Below are 18,128 nucleotides of genomic sequence, written 5' to 3'. Positions count from 1 at the left end.
GCAATGGAATATTCTTCTCGGATCGAGAAGGTTATGCTGACCGATGGCGATATGCGGGCATCGGTACTGAACTACGGGGCAATCACTCAAAGTTGGTGGTTCAAGGATATACCGCTTATTTTGGGGTTTGATGATCCAATCAAGTACTTACTCGATACAAGTTATGTGGGCGCAGTTGTAGGTCGTGTTGCGAACCGGATCGGCGGCGCGCGGTTCGAGTTGGCAGGCACACGTTTTGGGCTTAGCGCCAATGAGGGTAAAAATACTCTGCATGGCGGGGCTGAGGGGCTTTCCAAACAATTCTGGAGCCTTAGACAGACCGCACCGAACGAAGTGGTATTGCACTACCTTTCACACGACGGGGAAAGCGGTTTTCCTGCGAATGTCCGGTTCGAGGTCAGCGTCACGCTGCGGTACCCACGGTTGACCTATATATTAAAAGGTTATCCTGACCGTCCTACGCCGATCAGCCTAACGCAGCATAACTATTATTCGTTGGGCAGCTCAAAAGGTGTCGACGCACACAAGCTGGAACTGGCCTCTGTCCGCTACTTGGAACTAGACGAACAAGGAGTTCCGTCCGGTGCGATGTGTTCGACCAAGAACTGCGAACTTGATTTCTCTGCGCCCAGATCGATCGGGCATGTTCCAAAGGCCATCGACCACTATTTCTGCTTTGACCTGAATCGCGATCCAACTGGTCCGGTCGCGAAGTTCACCGCACCGTCTGGTCTTTCTCTGACTGCTTATTCTGACCAACCCGGAGTACAGGTCTATTCGGGTGCCCAATTGGCGAAGCCGCTAAGCGGTTCGGCTGGTTTGTGCATCGAACCCTCCGGATATCCGAATGCGCCTAACATACCCTCGTTTCCTTCGATCATATGCACCTACGAGAAACCGTACAGGCAGGTGCTCACGCTCGAGATTTCGGAAGATGGCAATGAGAGCTAGGTTAGTCATTTCCACCATTGGCTTTTTGATTTCCGGCAATGGCGCCAATGCTCAGGAGCTTGGGCCACCTCCAACTTTCCTAGAACCTGATTTCGACCGCGTTGAACTAGGACAGTTGCTATTCTACGACCCGATTTTGTCCGGCAACAAGAACATCAGTTGCGCGACATGCCATCACCCGAGGTTTGGCACTTCGGACGGCCTTTCGTTAGGAATCGGGGAAGGCGGGATTGGCCTGGCTGCTGAACGCAGGCTGGATCCCCAGAATACGCCGGAGCAACGCATCCCCCGTAATTCACCAGCGCTTTGGAATCTTGGTGCGACAGAGTTTACGACGTTTTTTCATGATGGGCGCCTTGAGGCCGATCCATCACAACCCAACGGGATTAGAACACCTTTGGGGACACATATGCGGTCCGGTTTTCAATCGGCATTAGCGGCGCAGGCGATGTTCCCGGTTCTTTCACCAGACGAAATGGCTGGTCATTACTCGGAAAATGACGTCAGCAAGGCAGTTCGACTCGGGCTTTTGACACAGCAAGGCGGCGCGTGGGATCTGATTGCAGCACGTGTTGCCGCTATCCCAGAATACAAGCAGCGGTTTGAAGCCATTACGCCGGGTGGTGAGATATCTTTTACGGCCATAGCAAATGTGATCGCAGAATTCATCGCGTTCGAATGGCGCGCAGATAACAGTCCTTTTGATCGCGCGATGCGAGGCGAGGGCACACTATCCGAAGACGCCGAACTTGGCATGAACCTGTTTTATGGAGAGGCGGGGTGTAGCGCATGCCACGTGGGATGGTTCCAAACAGATCACAAGTTTCATTCGATCGCCCTTCCGCAAATCGGGCCCGGAAAGGCCGCTCGATTTGAGAACCATGTCAGAGATGATGGTCGTCTTCGCGTCACGGGTAACCCCGAGGACGCGTTTGCCTTTCGTACGCCATCGCTCCGCAATGTGACGCTAACCGCTCCTTACGGGCACAATGGAGCATTTGCACGGCTTGAGGATATCGTACGCCACCATCTGGACTCGGTTTCTTCTTTGCGAAGCTACACTATTAAAATGGCTTATTTGCCAGATTTTCCGGGTTCTGAAGACGAAACTCCGCTGCTGGATCAGCAACATCTAGATGCCATAGCCAAAAGCAATAGGTTACCGAAGGTTGTTCTAACAGATAATGAGGTCGACGCGTTATTGAGCTTTCTGGCAAGCCTTGAAGACCCTGCGCAGAGGTTGGGCGTTCCTGCCTATGTTCCAAGCGGTCTGCCGGTAGATCAATAGTCACCTATGCATTTCAACGATCTGGTTCGGCACGACCTCCTGCCACGCACCGACTTCTCCGTCCGGCCATATTACCCGTAACTGTACTTGAGTTTCAGCCCCCAAGCCGAAATGATGATAGCCAGCCGTGCCTCCTAAATGTCCGCCGCCAATGGTTATTTCGCGGGTCTGTAATCCCCGCCTGGTTCGAACCTCGACAAATCCGCCTACCGCTGCCCAATTGAATTTGTCCTGAGTAACTTCTACCAACAGCCAATTGCCACCTGCTGATATATTCTGGTTGACCTCAAGTTTTGATCCACGGTTTACGACCACCAGATCGAGCCGCCCATCGTTGTTCAGATCCGCAAGCGCTGCGCCGCGAGACTTCGCTATCGACGCAACACCAGCCTCTGCCGAAGCTTCGATAAACTGACCTTCCGAATCCTGAACCAAAAGGTTGTTCGGGTCGTTCTGTGCTGCATCGGGCATTTGCTCGACATTGCCTTTGGCGACGAAGATGTCGTCTCTGCCGTCATTGTTGACGTCTCCAAACTGCGCGTGCCAACCGGTCGACGGCCTTCCGTCGTTGCCGACATGCGGCCTGTGGGCAGTCGTGCCTTTTTCATAAGTTGCATCGCGCCACGTCGGGCCGCCGGTATCGGGGTCAAAAATTTGGAGTTTTTGGTCACCCATCGAAGTCAAGTAAACCTCAGGAAAGCCGTCTCCGGTCAGATCGCGAGAGGCTATTCCCATGCCCCAGATCGAATAGGGCAGCCATCCGTCTTCGGGCGAATACAATCGGGGCTCTGGCTCCATGGCCCATAGTTGCTCTTGCCCACCACGAACATAATAGTGGCGGTCGTTGCTGATACGGAGGTCAGCACGTCCGGTTCGCGCCCAGTCTGAAAACAAAGTGGAAAGCGAGCAATATCCCGGTTTCAGATGCTGGGGTTGGCCATAACTGTTCCCGTTCGGGCGATAGAGCAGGGTTGGCCCGCAGGATTCAAACGGACCTTCTGGATCGAAGCGATCCACGTAAGTTCCAAACGCCAGAGTCGGCATAGACTGGCCTTCTTCCCAAGTGGCTGAAAACCCTGTGGTCCAGTGATCTTCGGATTGGAACTCGATGTTATCGAAGGGACGGAACTGACAATCCGACTGCCCTTGAAGCAGCACATCTTCACCAACGCGCAAAATGGCCAGGTCAGTCAAGCCGTCGCCGTTAATGTCTAATGGGTAAGCACCGGTTACTCCCGTCAAGAACAGTGGATCCGGCGTTTCAATCCGAAAAGAAATCTCGCCCTGAGAGGTGTTTTTGAACAGCTGAGATCGATTGGATCCGCCCGCGACGAACAATTCGGGAAACGTGTCGCCGTCACAGTCGAAAACTGCTACGCCACCACCCACAAAATGCTCCCAACCGCCGTCGTAGATATGTGCAGGTACATCTATTACTTTGAATTGCGGTTGAGTGCCCGCTTCGGCAGCCGTGGCAAGAAAGAGTAATGCCGCAAGTTCAGGACGCATTCGCCGCAAGCTCCTTCACCTTCAGGATCGAAACTTGTTCGATCCCATAGGCGGCCGCACCTTTGGCCCACATCAGATCACCCCAGTGATGCACTTTGATTTCAGGCAAGGGTGCGTCGACATTCACAACACCATTTCGAATGCGCGTCATAACCTCGGCTGAGCAAAGGTGTTCAAAACTCATTTGCGCGCCCGATACAATAATGCACTGGGGATCGAAAAGATTAATCAGATTGGATACTCCAAGCCCGAACATCTGTCCTGCACGCGCTAGAACCGAGGCGGCTCTATCATCACCGGAATTGGCGCGAGCGTGGATATCCGAGACCGTTTGCATATTATCGGCGTGACCTGTGACAGTCATTTCCCGGATCAGGGCGTAGTCCCCCACATAGGCTTCCAGACACCCCCGTTGTCCACATTGGCATAATGCGCCATCGAGTTGCACCTTAGTATGCCCAAATTCGGCCCCGCACCCTCTTTCCCCGCGATAAAGTCGGCCGTCCAGAACGATGCCAAGCCCAACACCATGTTCAATCGTGACGACAAGGAAATTCTTCAACCCGTTGCCTAGCCCAGAAAGCTGTTCAGCCTTTGCGACAAGGTTCGCGTCGTTTTCCACGAATGCAGGGCAGGGGAGTTCTTTCGCAAGTAAAGGGCTGAAGTCAATGTTTCTTTCAGTTACCGAGGATGACCAGTGGACAAAGTTCTTTGCCGCATCAATCTGCCCGGCCAATCCGATTGAAACGCCAGCCAAGTGTCCGATTGAAAGACCGACCCGTTGGCACGTATCTTCAAGGGCTTCGCGAATAGTCGATATAAGGTTCGTCGGCGACATTCGGGCGTCTTCAAGCGGGACGTTGTGCGACGTCACCTCGTTGCCTTCAAAATCCACCAAAATGACAGAGATCACCTGACGAGCAATCTTCAGGCCCGCAACAAGGATGGATTGGCCATCCAATTGCAGCAAAACTCTGGGCCGCCCTCTTTTTCCAGACTTTGACTGAGCTTCGCCTTCGGTTTCCTTAATCAGCCCTGCCGAGATCAGATCAGCCGTCGCTGAAGTGATCGTGGCAGGACTGGTCTCCAAGGCGGATGCGATATCAATCCGCGATACGGATCCATTGCTTCTGATCTGTTCCAACACCCGCAGGCGGGTCGCGTTTCGTTGGTCCAAAGAAACTACAGACGCTTTGCTTTTCAGCATCTTGCCCTCGCGAATCTTACTTTTGGTTCAATCTATTTGAATTTTGATGTGTCTTATAGACTAAATATTTTACCGACTGAAATAAATGTGTTATTTAAAATTGTGAGAGCCGCGAATCGAGTTGAGATGGCTCTGCATATGGGAGGAAATCATGAAAAAAATTCTCAGCTTCTCAGCTGTGGCCACGCTGCTGGCCTCGACTGCGTTCGCAGAGCCGGTAGTCGGCGTAAGCTGGTCCAACTTTCAGGAAGAGCGCTGGAAGACAGACGAAGCCGCGATCAAATCGGCGCTAGAAGCCGGCGGTGCCGAGTATATCTCGGCCGATGCGCAATCATCCTCGGCCAAACAGCTTTCGGATATCGAAAGCCTGATTGCGCAAGGCGTGGACGCGCTTATCATCCTAGCGCAGGACGCGCAGGCCATTGGTCCCGCGGTTCAGGCCGCGGCGGACGAAGGTATTCCTGTGATTGCCTATGACCGTCTGATCGAGGACGACCGAGCATTTTATCTGACCTTCGACAACGTGGAAGTCGGCAGAATGCAGGCTCGGGCTGTCTTTGAGGCCATGCCCAAAGGCAACTACGTGATGATCAAAGGCTCTCCTACTGATCCGAACGCAGATTTCCTGCGCGGTGGTCAGCAAGAGATCATCGGAGCAGCCGTCGACAGCGGTGACATCGTAATCGTTGGTGAGGCTTACACGGATGGCTGGCTGCCCGCAAACGCGCAGCGGAACATGGAACAAATCCTGACCGCGAACGAGAACAACGTGGATGCAGTCGTTGCGTCGAATGACGGTACTGCAGGTGGTGTTGTTGCTGCGCTGACCGCACAGGGCATGGAAGGCATTCCTGTTTCCGGTCAGGACGGCGACCACGCGGCATTGAATCGTGTCGCACTGGGAACGCAGACGGTTTCGGTTTGGAAGGATGCTCGCGAACTTGGAAAGGCGGCTGGTGAAATTGCTGTCGCATTGAGCGGTGGGACAAGCCCTGCTGATGTCGAAGGCGCAGTGAGCTGGACATCACCGGGTGGGACCGAGATGAACTCGGTTTTCCTAGCGCCTGTTCCAATCACTAAGGACAACTTGTCTGTGGTTGTTGATGCCGGATGGATCCCGCTGGAAGATCTTTGCCAAGGCGTTGAAAACGGACCTGCCCCTTGTAACTAAACCACTCAGCCCTGGGCCCTTTAGTCCGGGCCTGGGGCAAATGCTGAATATGAAAGATCGGAAATGACCGAAACTTCGTCTCAGCCGGTACCTGAAAAAGCGAAACCCAGCCTGTTCCAGCAACTGGAACTGGATATGCGGCTTTTGGGAATGATCGGCGCGTTTGTCATCCTGTGCATCGGGTTCAACATCTTCACAGATGGGCGCTTCCTGACCCCTCGTAACCTGTTCAACCTGTCCATCCAAACGGTTTCGGTCGCCATTATGGCATGCGGGATGGTATTTATTATCGTCACACGGCACATCGACTTGTCGGTTGGTGCACTGCTGGCAACAACCTCGGCCGTGATGGCGATGACGCAAACCGAGCTTTTGCCACAAGTCCTTGGGATGGGTTTGAACAATCCAGCAACCTGGGCGATCACCATTGTTGTCGGGCTGTTTGTCGGCACGCTGATTGGTGCGTTTCATGGCTGGATGGTCGGATACCTGACGATACCAGCCTTCATAGTCACGCTTGGTGGATTTCTGGTTTGGAGAAATGTGGCGTGGTATTTGACCAGCGGTCAGACGATTGGTCCTTTGGATAGTACATTCCTGATGTTTGGCGGGACCAACGGGACATTGGGAACGACGACAAGCTGGCTGTTCGGCTTGTTTGCTACCGCAATCGCGATCTGGGCTTTGTGGAGCAGTCGTCGCGCAAAGGCGGCACATGGATTCCCCGTCAAACCTGTCTGGGCCGAAGCCACTCTGGCCGGGATAATCGCAATCGCCATCCTTGGGTACGTTTACATCGTAAACAGTTACGCCATACCAACGCGGCGGCTGCAACGTATGTTCGAAGCGCGCGGAGAGACAATGCCAGAGGGGCTGGTCGTCGGATACGGCATACCGATTTCTGTACTCATCCTAATCATCGTGGCTGTCACGCTGACAATTGTGGCGCGAAAAACCCGGTTTGGTCGGTACATCTTTGCCACTGGCGGCAACCCGGATGCGGCAGAGCTTTCGGGTATCAACACTCGACTGCTAACCGTGAAAATCTTTGCTTTGATGGGTTTCTTGTGCGCCGTGTCCGCGGTGGTCGCCTCGGCCCGCTTGGCGAACCATTCGAACGACATTGGTACGCTCGACGAACTTCGGGTCATAGCAGCTGCAGTGATCGGAGGAACCGCATTGTCGGGCGGCATCGGCACTATCTATGGCGCGATCCTGGGTGCATTGATCATGCAGGCGCTGCAATCGGGCATGGCAATGGTTGGCGTTGACGCGCCGTTTCAGAACATCGTCGTCGGCAGCGTCCTCGTGTTGGCCGTCTATATCGACATCGTTTACCGCAAGCGACTGGGGGCAAAGTGATGCAAGCTCAGGATACGCAGAAAAAACCTTCTGGCACTGGGCGCGGTTCAGGCGCGCCGCCATTGGTCGAGATGCGCGACATCTCGATTTCCTTCGGTGGGATCAAGGCCGTCGACCATGTGTCGGTCGATCTCTATCCGGGTGAAGTCGTTGGCCTGCTTGGCCACAACGGGGCCGGAAAGTCCACGTTGATCAAGGTATTGTCCGGCGCCTATCAGATGGACCACGGCGAGATTCTGATCGATGGCAAGCCGGTCGAGATTGGCAATCCTCGTGACGCCCGGGCGAACAATATCGAAACGATATATCAGACGCTCGCCTTGGCCGACAATCTGGACGCGACATCAAACCTGTTCCTGGGGCGCGAGATGACGACGCCTTTTGGCTTGGTCAACGACGCAGCCATGGAGGCCGAGTGCCGAAAGATCATGGCGCAGCTCAACCCGAACTTTCAGAAGTTCAATGACCCGGTCTCCGCCTTGTCGGGTGGGCAAAGACAATCAGTGGCGATTGCTCGGGCCGTCTATTTCAATGCCCGCATTCTGATCATGGATGAACCCACTGCGGCGCTTGGGCCGCATGAAACCCAGATGGTGGCGGATCTGATCCACCAGCTGAAGGCGCAAGGAATTGGGATATTTCTGATCGATCACGATGTGCACGCCGTCATGGAACTGTGCGACCGCGCCTCGGTCATGAAGAACGGAAAACTGGTTGGGACGGTCGATATTGCAGATGTCACTGACGACGATCTTTTGTCGATGATCATTCTAGGCAAGCAGCCAGCACAAAAAGCAGAGTAGGGGGCAGAAATGCCAAGTGGATTTTTTGAAGGGATCGAGAAGGTCCAGTTTGAAGGCGTGGACAGCAAGAACCCGTTGGCCTTTCGTCACTACGACCCGGATGAAATAATCATGGGCAAGCGTATGGAGGACCATCTGCGGTTTGCAGTGGCCTGGTGGCATTCATTCGCGTGGGAGGGCGGAGACCCCTTTGGTGGACCTACGTTCGAACGCCCATGGTATCCTCAGGACGATATGGGCCGGGCCCGTCAGAAGGCAGATAATGCATTCGAATTGTTTGAGCTTTTGGGGCAGCCATTCTTTTGCTGGCACGACGCTGACATCCGGCCCGAACAAGGAAATTTTGCCGATAACCTGCGCACATTGGAAGATATCACCGATTATATCAGTGAAAAGATGCAGGTGTCTGGTACCAAGCTGCTTTGGGGCACGGCCAATATGTTCAGCCATCGTCGCTGGATGTCTGGTGCCAGTACCAATCCTGATCCCGACGTTTTTGCGTTTGCAGCTGCGACAGTGAAATCCTGCATGGATGCGACCCACAAGCTCGGCGGAGAAAACTACGTTCTATGGGGTGGCCGAGAAGGCTATGAAACCCTGTTGAACACGGATTTGAAAACCGAGTTGGACCACATGGGCCGTTTCTTGAACATGGTCGTTGAATACAAACACAAGATTGGGTTCAAAGGAACTATTCTCGTTGAGCCCAAGCCTCAGGAGCCGTCCAAACACCAATACGACTACGACGCCGCGACTTGTATTGGATTTCTCAGGAAGTACGGGTTGGAGGACGAGGTCAAGTTGAACCTCGAGCAGGGGCATGCGATCCTGGCCGGACACAGTTTCGAGCATGAAATTGCGGTCGCCGCTGCCGAAGGGATGCTTGGCTCGATCGACATGAACCGAAACGATTACCAATCCGGATGGGATACGGACCAGTTCCCGAATAACACGCCAGAGGTTGCTTTGGCATATTACCACATCCTGAAAGCTGGTGGCTTTACAACTGGGGGCACAAATTTTGACGCCAAAATACGTCGGCAATCGCTTGATGCAAAAGATCTTGTTGCAGCCCATGTCGGTGGAATGGACATTTGTGCACGGGGCTTGAAAGCTGCGGCTGCTATGATTGAAGACGGTGGCTTGGAGGACGCGCTGACGGAACGGTATTCCGGTTGGAACACGCCGGAAGCAGTGTCTATGTTGGGTAGCAGTCTGGAAGAGATTTCTGCCCGGGTTCTGCAGGAAAATACCAACCCGAAACCACAATCTGGGCGTCAGGAGATTCTGGAGAATTATGTGAACAGGTTTGTGTGACCAAGGAAAACTGCAATCGGGGAACTGTCAAAAGAGTCTTGTCAGAAGAACTTTGCTTGGGCGGGGTAGGGGTGTTGCGTAGCTTTTGCCCATGACCAGATCTGCATCTTTCAAATACTATAATAACCGGTTCTGAGATCATCCGCTTGACTGTGATGCTGTACATCCGATTCCCGCTCTTGCTTCGGAATGCCGTAGATCTGTTGCACGAGCGAGGCATCGACCTGAGTCAAGAAACCGACTGCTACTGTTGGGACAGGTTCGGTCCGATGTTTGCCTTTGATATCCGAAGAATGCGGGTGCAACAACTGCGCGCACTCTCGATATGGAAGTGGCACGCCGACGAGATTTTGTGAAGGTGAATGGTAAGAGACATTGCCTCTGGCGGGTTGTTGATCACGAAGGCGAGGTGCTGGAAACCGTTGTCACCAAACGCCGAAACGAGTAGCCGCTTATTTCGGGATCAAGATCAGTGGTTTTGGGACTGGGTAAACAGCCTACTGTATTCACTGCAGCGATCAGTCACCATTTAGTGCGAACAAAGGATTACAGCGGGCATTGACGCTTAGCTATCGTCGGACAAGCGCCAGATGTCTTGCTCTCCAAACCCACGGATTGTTCGCGCGCCGACATTCTCAAGGTCAAACTGATCTTTGAGGACCTGCGCGACTTCGTCCTGGACTGAAATCTGCATCGGGTCAGAGAATTCCTGAAGTCTGGAGGCCAGATTCACAGCCGGACCAAAGATATCGTACACATACTTCTGGATGCCAACGACCGACCCGACTACCGATCCCGTGGCCAGTCCAATTCTGCACCGCCACTGATGCGGATGGCTCAGGTTTCGGCGGGTCAAATAGCGTACGAAACGAATGGCTGTGTTTGCGATTGCCTTGGCGTGATCCGGAGTCGGATCGGGCAGACCAGCGACGGTGATATATGCGTCTCCGATCGTCTTGATCCGTTCGCAACCGAATTGCTCACCTATGCGATCAAACGCGCTGTAAATATCGTTCAGCTCAGTGACGGTGACGCTTGGGTCCTGCGAGGCGACCATATCCGTGAACCCCACGAAATCGAGCATCAGGACGGAGACGGGGTCATAGAGTTGTGGCGTGACCACGCCGAAAGTCTTGTACTCTTCGTAGACCGACCGGGGCATCAGATTTAGCAGCAGTTTTTCAACCTGCTCCTTTTCCCGCTTCAACTCGCGGGTGTTCCGTTCCACCATCATCGAATAGGAGTCGATCATGGACTCCAGCTCTTTGATGCGGGTGATGTTCTGACATACCAGAACCAGCACATCGTCATGCGCGACCGTGAAATCGAGTGCGATCACCAGTGTGCGGCGTTTCTTTTTGAACGTGATTTCTGATGTATGTCGCCCGGTGCCGGACAGGCTTGTTTGCACTGTGTCGATATCCAGATCAGGAAAGAGCTGCTGCAATTGGTCTGAAGGGCCATCGGCACTGAACCACTCGTCAAACGTATCATTGCGGAACCCAAACTTCAGCGATTGACGGTCCAGTAGGGCAACGCCCACACCAATCGCGCGAAGGAGCTGTTCATTGATGGCTTCGATGGTCATGATTTATCCAACAATCAAGGGACGACGTTTACTGAATTCCGCGACAACGATATCGATGTCCTCGGCATCCACGCCGTGTCTTTGCAAAGCGTCACGGAGCACGACCTCCAATTCGTCGAAATGGTCGTCGGTAATTTCGAGATGAGAGTGTAACTGGCGCAGTTGATTGTCGGTGTAGGAGGCCGGACCACCAAGGAGCGACGCTATGAACTTGGTCTGATGGTCGACCATGCGGCTCATATCCACGTTGTCGAAGAATGGCCCAACCTCGTCATTGTCCAGCAGGATGTCATAGAACGAGAACACGATCTTGCTGATCTGTGAAAACCCACCGTACTTTTCATAAAGTGTGCGCTCGGCCATAACAAAATCCCCCTTAAACAAACTAATACCAAGAAAATGGTGGATCGACTACACCGGGTGATCTTCATCGTTCTCTGACGGTTGGGTCAAAGAACGATGAGCCAGTGGTTCACGATCTCAACCGCGCTGCATGACAATTTCAGCGTACTCGGATGAGATGCAAAGTGTGTCATTGCCTGAGATATCGAACTTCTCGATCAGGGCCATGATATCGCGCTGCAGCGCCTCTTGTCCCGATGCGTCCAGTGCATCGAAGGCCTTTTGCATCGGGCCATAGAAAGTCCGAAAGTACTCTAGGAAGTGTTCGGCTGAACGGTAGCGGAACATGAAGTTCTTGCGTCGGAACGAAACGATGGTGCTGTGCGATCCGAAGGCTTCTTCAATCCAGTCCCGGCTGCCCCACATAGCCGGAGAGCTTACGCCAGCAGGTGGAGGCACATGTTTACCGATCGTTTTGAACAGAAGGCCGATGAAGCTGTCAGGCGTCCAGTTGGCCAGACCAATCTTGCCGCCGCTTTTGACGACCCGTTGCAGCTCTGCTGCTGATTGTTGTTGGTTCGGTGTGAACATCACGCCGAACGTCGAAACCACCGCGTCGCAGGATTGATCATCGAAAGGCAGGTTTTCGGCGTCGGCAACCTTGTAGGTCACGAACAGACCTTCCGCTTTGGCGCGCTGGCTGCTGGCGTCCAGCAGGGCTTCTACATAGTCGGTCGATGTAACATCACAAAAGCGCCGGGCGAAGGCCAGGGTGGCATTACCATTCCCGGCGGCGACATCCAGTACCTTGGAACCGGGCATCAGATCCATGCTTTCAGCCAGTTCCTCGCCCGTGATTTGCAGCGTGACACCCACTTTGCTGTAGTCGCCGGAGCCCCAGGCGACGTTTTGCTTTGCTTTGATTGCCGCAAAGTCTGTGGTGGCGTTGATCGATGTTTGAATACCCATGATATTGCTCCTTTTGATGTAGCAGTGGTTTGATGAAGGCCGCATTGCTAAATGCGGCCCCGGTCAGGCAGCTTGACGTTCTGGCCAGCTGACAGTTTCAACGGGCCGCTCCACATTGGCCACGTGTTCGAAAATCCTTGAGTTGATCCATTCGGGCTGGAAGACCGGCGCCATATGGCCCAGCTCGGGCAGCAACGCGATCCGCGCATTGGGCAAAGCCTTCGCGATCTCAACCGAGACGTGCTGCGCAATCTCAGGTGACTCCAATCCAGTCATTACCAACGTCGGTATATCAAGCTTGGACAGGTCCTTCAGTTGCCAGGTTTCAGCAAAACCTTTTGCAAAATCAGACATGACTGATGGGATCATCCCAATGAACCGGTCTCGGGCCTGCGCGGGCAGCGAGATCCAAAACCCCTTCTCGTTCCAGAAATCCAAAAAGTGATGCATACCAGCAGCGGCATCGCCATCCGCTGCTGCGGCGCTCACCACACCCGCGAGAAGCTGGATTTGCCCGAACAGTTTCTTGCTGACATCATTGCCAGCCTGCAGAAAATGAAAGGCTGCAGGCTCATATACCGTCAGGCTTTTGACAAGATCAGGACGCATCAACGCGACCTTGATGGCGACGCCTCCGCCGTTGGAATGCCCAACCAGATGCACGGGGCGTCCCAGCGCTTCGATTTCGCGGATTACCGGTATGGCAGAAAACGCCGCACCGTTTTGAGAGTTATCTCCAGTCAACGGGCTACGACCGTACCCGGGAAGATCAACAGCGTGAACACTAAAGCGACCTTCCAGATCCGCCGCCAGTTGGTTCCATTGCCCACTATTGGACGCCGAAGAATGCAACGCAAAAATAGGTGCGTTAATCATTTCAGTAGTTCTAAAAGAAATAGTCATCTTTCTTACCCAATCGCACTTAAGATGGGCAATAACTGACCTTTCTATGTTTCATTGTGATGTCTGGAAGCGGTGCCAAGTGTTTCAGTTGTTGCTCTGTGAAGCAGGTCACACAACTTGCTATCCGGCTCAAAAACAAACAGGTTTATCGGCCGGTACTTGGCTGAGTTGGCACCTATTGAAACAATTGAAACACACGATGCTAATTTTGAAATGGCATTGAAACAATGGTATCCTAAAAATTCAGGATGACGATGGGCATGGCGAACGAATTTGAAGAAATCGAGAAGGCGAGGGACCTTCTTCGTGATGCGATCGAATCTCTCAAAGAAGGGTTTGCCCTCTATGATGATGATCGCCGCCTTGTCCTGTTCAATCAACGATATGCCGAGATGAACAAGGGGGTTGCCGACCTGCTGCAACCCGGACTGGACTGGGAAATCCTGATGCGTGAGACGGCGCGCCGGGGAATTTACGCTGATGCGATTGGCAATGAACAGCAGTGGGTTTCGGACCGTTTGGCTAATGGGGTCGAGTTCATCCAAGACTTTGAGCTGACGGAAACGGATGGGCGCACCTATCTGGTTTCTGTTCATCCCACCAAGTTCGGCGGATTTGTCGTCACGCGTGAGGATATCACCGAACGCAAACAAGCCGAGGTCGAAGAGCGCGACGGCGATCTATTGATCCGAAAGGTGCTGGATGCCAGTTCGGCAATCGTAACTATGGCGCGGATTGGTGATGGTCAGATACTGTATCGCACGCCTGCTGCGCTGCAGATGTTCGGACCTTCCAAATCCGCAAAACAGCATTATCAAAAGCCGGAAGAGCGCGCGGATTTTGTAACCCAGCTTTTGGCCGATGGTCGTGTCGATGACTACAAGCTCGACTTGATTAATGCGGCTGGCAAAACCTTCCCTGCGTCGATTTCGTCTCAATTGATCGATTACAAAGGCGAAGAAGTCATCGTGACCAGCGTGATCGATCTAACCGTCCAGAAAGAGGCTGATGCCTTGATCCGTCAGGTCATGGAGGCGTATCCAGCAGCCATCAACATGACGCATGCCGACACCGGCGAGGTGCTGTTTGCTACGCCCGAGATAAAGGCGCTGTTTGGTGAAGCAGAAAGTTCGAAATCCTACTATGCGGACCCGAATGAGCGCGAGCGGTACCTGAAAGACCTCCGGCAAGCGGGGGCGCTTAAGGATCGGCGTATGGAGTTCGTCGATGCAAGCGGGCGAAAGTTCTGGGGGGCGGATTCTTCACGGCTGATCGAGTTCAATGGTGAAGAAGTAATCGTTTCCAATACCCGCGATCTGACCGATGAATTGGCCATTGAGGCTGAGCTTGAAAAGCAACGAGAGCTGCTGTTCCAGAACGAAAAGATGTCTGCGCTTGGCGAACTACTCGCGGGTGTGGCGCACGAGCTTAACAATCCGTTGTCGGTTGTTGTGGGTCATTCGTTGATGTTGAAGGAAGAAATTTCCGACCCCGATCTCGGTGTCAGGATTGAAAAAATCGGCAATGCCGCAGAACGCTGCGCGAAGATTGTTAAGACCTTTCTGGCGATGGCGCGTCAGCAGCCCAGCAAGATCGAGCAGGTTGATGTTCCCAGCATGATCGAAACAGCTGCGGATGTCGCCGGGTACGGTAGCTCATCAGGCGAAATTCGCATTGAGCAAAGTGTGCCAGAAGACCTGCCCGCAGTTGCCGGGGATGCGGACCAGCTTACGCAAGTCGTCTTGAATCTTATCATCAATGCCGAGCAGGCCATGACCGCCTCCGGCATCGGCGACCAGATCATGCTGTCTGCCGAGGTCAAGCCTGCCATCGGAATGGTTGAGATCACGGTTCAGGACAATGGCCCCGGTATCCCTAAAGCCATACGCGCACGTATCTTCGAGCCGTTCTTCACCACAAAGGAGGTGGGTGACGGCACCGGGATCGGGCTTGCCTTCTGTCACAGGATCATTCTGTCCCATGGCGGTCAGATCAGGCTTGATCAGGCGGCAGCGTCCGGTACCTGCTTCCGGATAACTCTGCCCGTCGCAAAGATGCAAAATGATGTGGCTGAAGAAAAACCCGAACCCGCCGCGAATTTTGCCAAGCACCGTGCATTGGTCGTGGATGATGAGGTCGAAGTGGGTGAGATCAATGCCGAGATACTGCGGAAGGACGGCTTTCACGTTGATTTCGTTACCTCAGGGGAAGAGGCGCTCAGGCAACTGCAGTCCGCCAACTACGATGTATTCCTAAGTGATATGAACATGCCCGGTGTTGACGGACGCAAGATTTATGAGGCGCTGGTGGCGCGTTTTCCGAAAATGCTGACCCGGACAGCTTACATCACCGGGGACACCATGGGTGAAAGCTCATTGGGACTGCTGAAGGAATCCGGTCTGCCCTATCTGGAAAAACCCGTCTCGCCTTCGGAACTGAGAATACTTGTCGGAAAGCTGCTCGCCGATCAGAAGGATCAAACGGATGAATGACCAGAAAACCCATATCCTGGTTTGCGATGACGAGATCGACGTGCGCGAGATGCTTCAGGAATATCTGAGCAAACGCGGGTACGAGGTTTCTGCAGCCGCTGGCGGAGAAGAGCTCCGGTCTGTCATCTCCTCTCGTGCTGTTGATGTCATGATCATGGATATCAATATGCCAAAGGAAGACGGTCTTTCGATCCTCAGATCGCTTCGTCCTGAAAACACGACGCCCGTGATCATGTTGACTGCAGCAGGCGATGTAGTGGACCGGATCATCGGGCTTGAGATGGGGGCAGATGACTATCTTGGAAAGCCGGTTGATCTTCGGGAACTGGAAGCGCGGATCAAGGCCCTATTGCGCCGAGGGGCCATCAACGAAAGTCTGCCTGCAGATGCCTCCGAAGGCAATTTGGCCCTTTTTGGCGACTACACGCTGGATAAAGAGGCAGCCAAACTTCTTGCGCCGGATGGATCCGAGGTCCCGCTAACGGCGATGGAGTATAGTCTGCTCAAGGTGTTTGCTGAAAACAAAGGGCGTGTTTTGAACCGTGATCAGTTGCTAGAACAAGCGCATGACCGGTCCTGGGACCCGTTCGATCGCAGCATTGATATCCGAATATCCAGACTGCGCCGGAAGCTTGAAACCAACCCGGAAAAGCCGGAAATCATCAGAACCGTGCGCGGTATAGGTTATGTCTATGATCCCAAATAGGGTTTGCCGTTCCGGACGAACACATTGCGAGAAGCACCGTGGAAACCAAGCTCGTCACGACCATAATTGCTGACATTTCTGACAGCACCCCGTTCTACGAAGAAATGGGGGACGATCAGGCGCAGCAGTTGATTCAGTTTGAAATCGATCGATTGCGTGAGGTTCTACTTGGGTTTGGCGGAGTTCCTGTGGGGCAGAAAGGCGATGACGTCTTGTCCTATTTCAAGGAACCCGACGCCGCCGTAAACGCGGTTGTAGAGATGATTCAGAAACCGCCTGGAACATTACTGTCGGTCCACGCGGGTGTTCATCAAGGTCCTGTTGTTATTGGCGATAATGGGGTATTTGGCGAAACAGTAAATCTGACCGCTCGTTTGGCGGCCGCGGCCAATCCGGGTGAAGCTTGTGTCAGCGAAAGCGTCGCGAAGGATCTAAGCCCCGAAAGTCTCCAGATGCTCACCCCAATCGGATCGCTTCGCCTGAAAGGTGTGAGTGAACCGGTCAAAGCTTATTCAGTCCTGGCCTCAACGGACGGGTTAAGCACCGTGATGCATCTGCCGACGCAGACGGCCAGCGGATCTGAGGGCATGCAACAGAATGAAAGCTTTGCGCTCATTCTTTATCACGACGATCATACCTGGCGGTGTCGGGAAGGCGGGGAGCTAACGATCGGCAGATCCAGTCAATGCGATGTCATCCTGCCTGAGCCGTGGGTTTCGCGACTGCATGCGGTACTCAGCATGAAAGGTGGGAAGCTGATGCTGGCGGATCGCAGTTCGTCGGGAACTTATGTACAATTCGAGAATGCGCGTGAAATCCAGCTTAAGCGCGAGAACATAATGCTGGCCGATAGCGGGCTGATATCGCCTGCACTATCAATTTTGCACTCTGATGCGCGCCCATTAGAGTTTGAGGTCGTCCGCCGATAAACGACGTGGCACGCCTGAATTCTGGCTTCTGTGGTGAAAGTCTCAGAAAGAAACTCGCGATTGTGCTAGAATCGGCACCAATTGCGTATTTCAACCAAGATTGGGAGGAAATGATGTCATTGAATACTTCAGGAAACCAGCTTCGTCAGGGCGCCCTGATCCTGGGTGCAGCTACACTCTTGTTTGGTGCTGATGCAACTGCCCAGTCAGCGATGCCCAATGCCTGCCCTGTGGATGGGTGTGAGGTGCAGATTGTATCGGTCGCCAAAGAGGGCGACGAACTGCTTGTAAACTACGATGCGAATTTCACTCCGGACGTATCGAAGAACCATTTCCATACATGGTGGGGCGAAAGCTATTCCGTTGAGCAAGTCGGCAGAAATGCCCAAAGCGAATTCAATGCCGTTCAGGGCAGGTGGCATCGGCACGATGATTACCCAAGCTATGTGACGAAGGAGGCGGCCTCGACATCGGCGCGAGAGGGAGGGACGACACTGTGCGTTACTGCTGCCGATAGGGACCACAACATATTGGATGCGACCAAGTATCATTGCGTGGATGTGCAAGAGCACCTCTGAAGCGCCAAGAATA

General features: G+C 53.6%; 16 protein-coding genes and 1 pseudogene. 11 read left to right on the top strand and 6 right to left on the bottom strand.

Annotated elements, in window-relative coordinates; genetic code table 11:
• Positions 1 to 3 precede the first annotated feature (3 nt).
• Together ACR0JG_RS13655 and ACR0JG_RS13650 are read left to right on the top strand one after the other, a co-directional pair.
• On the top strand, positions 4 to 951 hold the full coding sequence (locus ACR0JG_RS13655; RefSeq protein WP_480570427.1) for an aldose epimerase family protein: 948 nt from the start codon (positions 4 to 6) through the stop codon (positions 949 to 951).
• Entirely contained in the window at positions 941 to 2,239 is a 1,299-nt protein-coding gene (locus ACR0JG_RS13650) for a cytochrome-c peroxidase (protein ID WP_480570424.1), read from the top strand. The genes ACR0JG_RS13655 and ACR0JG_RS13650 overlap by 11 nt, the downstream gene beginning before the upstream one ends.
• On the opposite strand, the gene ACR0JG_RS13645 is transcribed toward ACR0JG_RS13650, so the two are convergent.
• Positions 2,240 to 3,748: a CRTAC1 family protein gene (locus tag ACR0JG_RS13645; RefSeq protein WP_480570421.1), complete on the bottom strand. Its 1,509-nt coding sequence runs from the start codon at positions 3,746 to 3,748 to the stop codon at positions 2,240 to 2,242.
• A complete protein-coding gene (locus ACR0JG_RS13640) occupies positions 3,738 to 4,955 on the bottom strand; it encodes an ROK family transcriptional regulator (protein ID WP_170612510.1) in 1,218 nt (405 codons plus the stop codon). Before ACR0JG_RS13640 ends, ACR0JG_RS13645 begins: the two co-directional genes overlap by 11 nt.
• 151 nt (positions 4,956 to 5,106) lie before the next feature.
• Here ACR0JG_RS13640 and xylF point away from each other — a divergent pair, with 151 nt between their 5' ends.
• The 5 genes and pseudogenes from xylF to ACR0JG_RS13615 form a co-directional block, all read left to right on the top strand.
• Entirely contained in the window at positions 5,107 to 6,126 is a 1,020-nt protein-coding gene (gene xylF, locus ACR0JG_RS13635; protein ID WP_170512769.1) for a D-xylose ABC transporter substrate-binding protein, read from the top strand.
• Positions 6,127 to 6,189: 63 nt separating this feature from the next.
• The gene (locus ACR0JG_RS13630) at positions 6,190 to 7,488 is read left to right on the top strand and encodes a sugar ABC transporter permease (RefSeq protein ID WP_170396208.1); all 1,299 of its coding nucleotides are present in this window, start codon (positions 6,190 to 6,192) and stop codon (positions 7,486 to 7,488) included.
• Positions 7,488 to 8,291: an ATP-binding cassette domain-containing protein gene (locus ACR0JG_RS13625; protein WP_170379765.1), complete on the top strand. Its 804-nt coding sequence runs from the start codon at positions 7,488 to 7,490 to the stop codon at positions 8,289 to 8,291. The genes ACR0JG_RS13630 and ACR0JG_RS13625 overlap by 1 nt, the downstream gene beginning before the upstream one ends.
• A 9-nt stretch (positions 8,292 to 8,300) precedes the next feature.
• Positions 8,301 to 9,608, top strand: coding sequence for a xylose isomerase (gene xylA, locus ACR0JG_RS13620; protein ID WP_480570417.1), 1,308 nt, complete (start codon positions 8,301 to 8,303; stop codon positions 9,606 to 9,608).
• 101 nt (positions 9,609 to 9,709) lie between these two features.
• A pseudogene (locus ACR0JG_RS13615) lies at positions 9,710 to 10,050 on the top strand (DDE-type integrase/transposase/recombinase); the annotation flags it as partial.
• A gap of 123 nt (positions 10,051 to 10,173) precedes the next feature.
• Here ACR0JG_RS13615 and ACR0JG_RS13610 read toward each other — a convergent pair.
• From ACR0JG_RS13610 to ACR0JG_RS13595, 4 genes are all read right to left on the bottom strand, one after another.
• Positions 10,174 to 11,196 (bottom strand): adenylate/guanylate cyclase domain-containing protein, encoded by a 1,023-nt coding sequence (locus ACR0JG_RS13610; protein WP_170396212.1) that lies wholly within the window; start codon positions 11,194 to 11,196, stop codon positions 10,174 to 10,176.
• Positions 11,197 to 11,199: 3 nt separating this feature from the next.
• A complete protein-coding gene (locus ACR0JG_RS13605; protein ID WP_170396214.1) occupies positions 11,200 to 11,559 on the bottom strand; it encodes a group I truncated hemoglobin in 360 nt (119 codons plus the stop codon).
• 117 nt (positions 11,560 to 11,676) lie between these two features.
• The gene (locus tag ACR0JG_RS13600; protein ID WP_170800215.1) at positions 11,677 to 12,507 is read right to left on the bottom strand and encodes a class I SAM-dependent methyltransferase; all 831 of its coding nucleotides are present in this window, start codon (positions 12,505 to 12,507) and stop codon (positions 11,677 to 11,679) included.
• 63 nt (positions 12,508 to 12,570) lie between these two features.
• On the bottom strand, positions 12,571 to 13,410 hold the full coding sequence (locus ACR0JG_RS13595; RefSeq protein WP_480570414.1) for an alpha/beta fold hydrolase: 840 nt from the start codon (positions 13,408 to 13,410) through the stop codon (positions 12,571 to 12,573).
• A 260-nt stretch (positions 13,411 to 13,670) separates the two neighbouring features.
• Here ACR0JG_RS13595 and ACR0JG_RS13590 point away from each other — a divergent pair, with 260 nt between their 5' ends.
• From ACR0JG_RS13590 to ACR0JG_RS13575, 4 genes are all read left to right on the top strand, one after another.
• Positions 13,671 to 15,902 (top strand): ATP-binding protein, encoded by a 2,232-nt coding sequence (locus ACR0JG_RS13590; RefSeq protein WP_480570411.1) that lies wholly within the window; start codon positions 13,671 to 13,673, stop codon positions 15,900 to 15,902.
• Positions 15,895 to 16,608: a response regulator gene (locus ACR0JG_RS13585; protein WP_170396223.1), complete on the top strand. Its 714-nt coding sequence runs from the start codon at positions 15,895 to 15,897 to the stop codon at positions 16,606 to 16,608. Before ACR0JG_RS13590 ends, ACR0JG_RS13585 begins: the two co-directional genes overlap by 8 nt.
• Positions 16,609 to 16,646: 38 nt before the next feature.
• Positions 16,647 to 17,537: an adenylate/guanylate cyclase domain-containing protein gene (locus ACR0JG_RS13580; RefSeq protein ID WP_480570408.1), complete on the top strand. Its 891-nt coding sequence runs from the start codon at positions 16,647 to 16,649 to the stop codon at positions 17,535 to 17,537.
• Positions 17,538 to 17,650: 113 nt separating this feature from the next.
• Entirely contained in the window at positions 17,651 to 18,115 is a 465-nt protein-coding gene (locus tag ACR0JG_RS13575; protein WP_170396227.1) for a hypothetical protein, read from the top strand.
• Positions 18,116 to 18,128: the final 13 nt, after the last annotated feature.

It is taken from the genome of Ruegeria sp. AD5, assembly GCF_056542345.1.
This window is presented reverse-complemented; position numbering and strand designations above follow the sequence as displayed.

Bases quoted from the DNA above. Each gene is read 5' to 3' on its own strand.
- xylA (WP_480570417.1), top strand. From the start codon at position 8,301: ATGCCAAGTGGATTTTTTGAAGGGATCGAGAAGGTCCAGTTTGAAGGC.
- ACR0JG_RS13605 (WP_170396214.1), bottom strand. From the start codon at position 11,559: ATGGCCGAGCGCACACTTTATGAAAAGTACGGTGGGTTTTCACAGATC.
- ACR0JG_RS13590 (WP_480570411.1), top strand. From the start codon at position 13,671: ATGGCGAACGAATTTGAAGAAATCGAGAAGGCGAGGGACCTTCTTCGT.
- ACR0JG_RS13630 (WP_170396208.1), top strand. From the start codon at position 6,190: ATGACCGAAACTTCGTCTCAGCCGGTACCTGAAAAAGCGAAACCCAGC.
- ACR0JG_RS13585 (WP_170396223.1), top strand. From the start codon at position 15,895: ATGAATGACCAGAAAACCCATATCCTGGTTTGCGATGACGAGATCGAC.
- xylF (WP_170512769.1), top strand. From the start codon at position 5,107: ATGAAAAAAATTCTCAGCTTCTCAGCTGTGGCCACGCTGCTGGCCTCG.
- ACR0JG_RS13625 (WP_170379765.1), top strand. From the start codon at position 7,488: ATGCAAGCTCAGGATACGCAGAAAAAACCTTCTGGCACTGGGCGCGGT.
- ACR0JG_RS13645 (WP_480570421.1), bottom strand. From the start codon at position 3,748: ATGCGTCCTGAACTTGCGGCATTACTCTTTCTTGCCACGGCTGCCGAA.
- ACR0JG_RS13640 (WP_170612510.1), bottom strand. From the start codon at position 4,955: ATGCTGAAAAGCAAAGCGTCTGTAGTTTCTTTGGACCAACGAAACGCG.
- ACR0JG_RS13655 (WP_480570427.1), top strand. From the start codon at position 4: ATGGAATATTCTTCTCGGATCGAGAAGGTTATGCTGACCGATGGCGAT.
- ACR0JG_RS13575 (WP_170396227.1), top strand. From the start codon at position 17,651: ATGTCATTGAATACTTCAGGAAACCAGCTTCGTCAGGGCGCCCTGATC.
- ACR0JG_RS13600 (WP_170800215.1), bottom strand. From the start codon at position 12,507: ATGGGTATTCAAACATCGATCAACGCCACCACAGACTTTGCGGCAATC.
- ACR0JG_RS13610 (WP_170396212.1), bottom strand. From the start codon at position 11,196: ATGACCATCGAAGCCATCAATGAACAGCTCCTTCGCGCGATTGGTGTG.
- ACR0JG_RS13595 (WP_480570414.1), bottom strand. From the start codon at position 13,410: ATGACTATTTCTTTTAGAACTACTGAAATGATTAACGCACCTATTTTT.
- ACR0JG_RS13650 (WP_480570424.1), top strand. From the start codon at position 941: ATGAGAGCTAGGTTAGTCATTTCCACCATTGGCTTTTTGATTTCCGGC.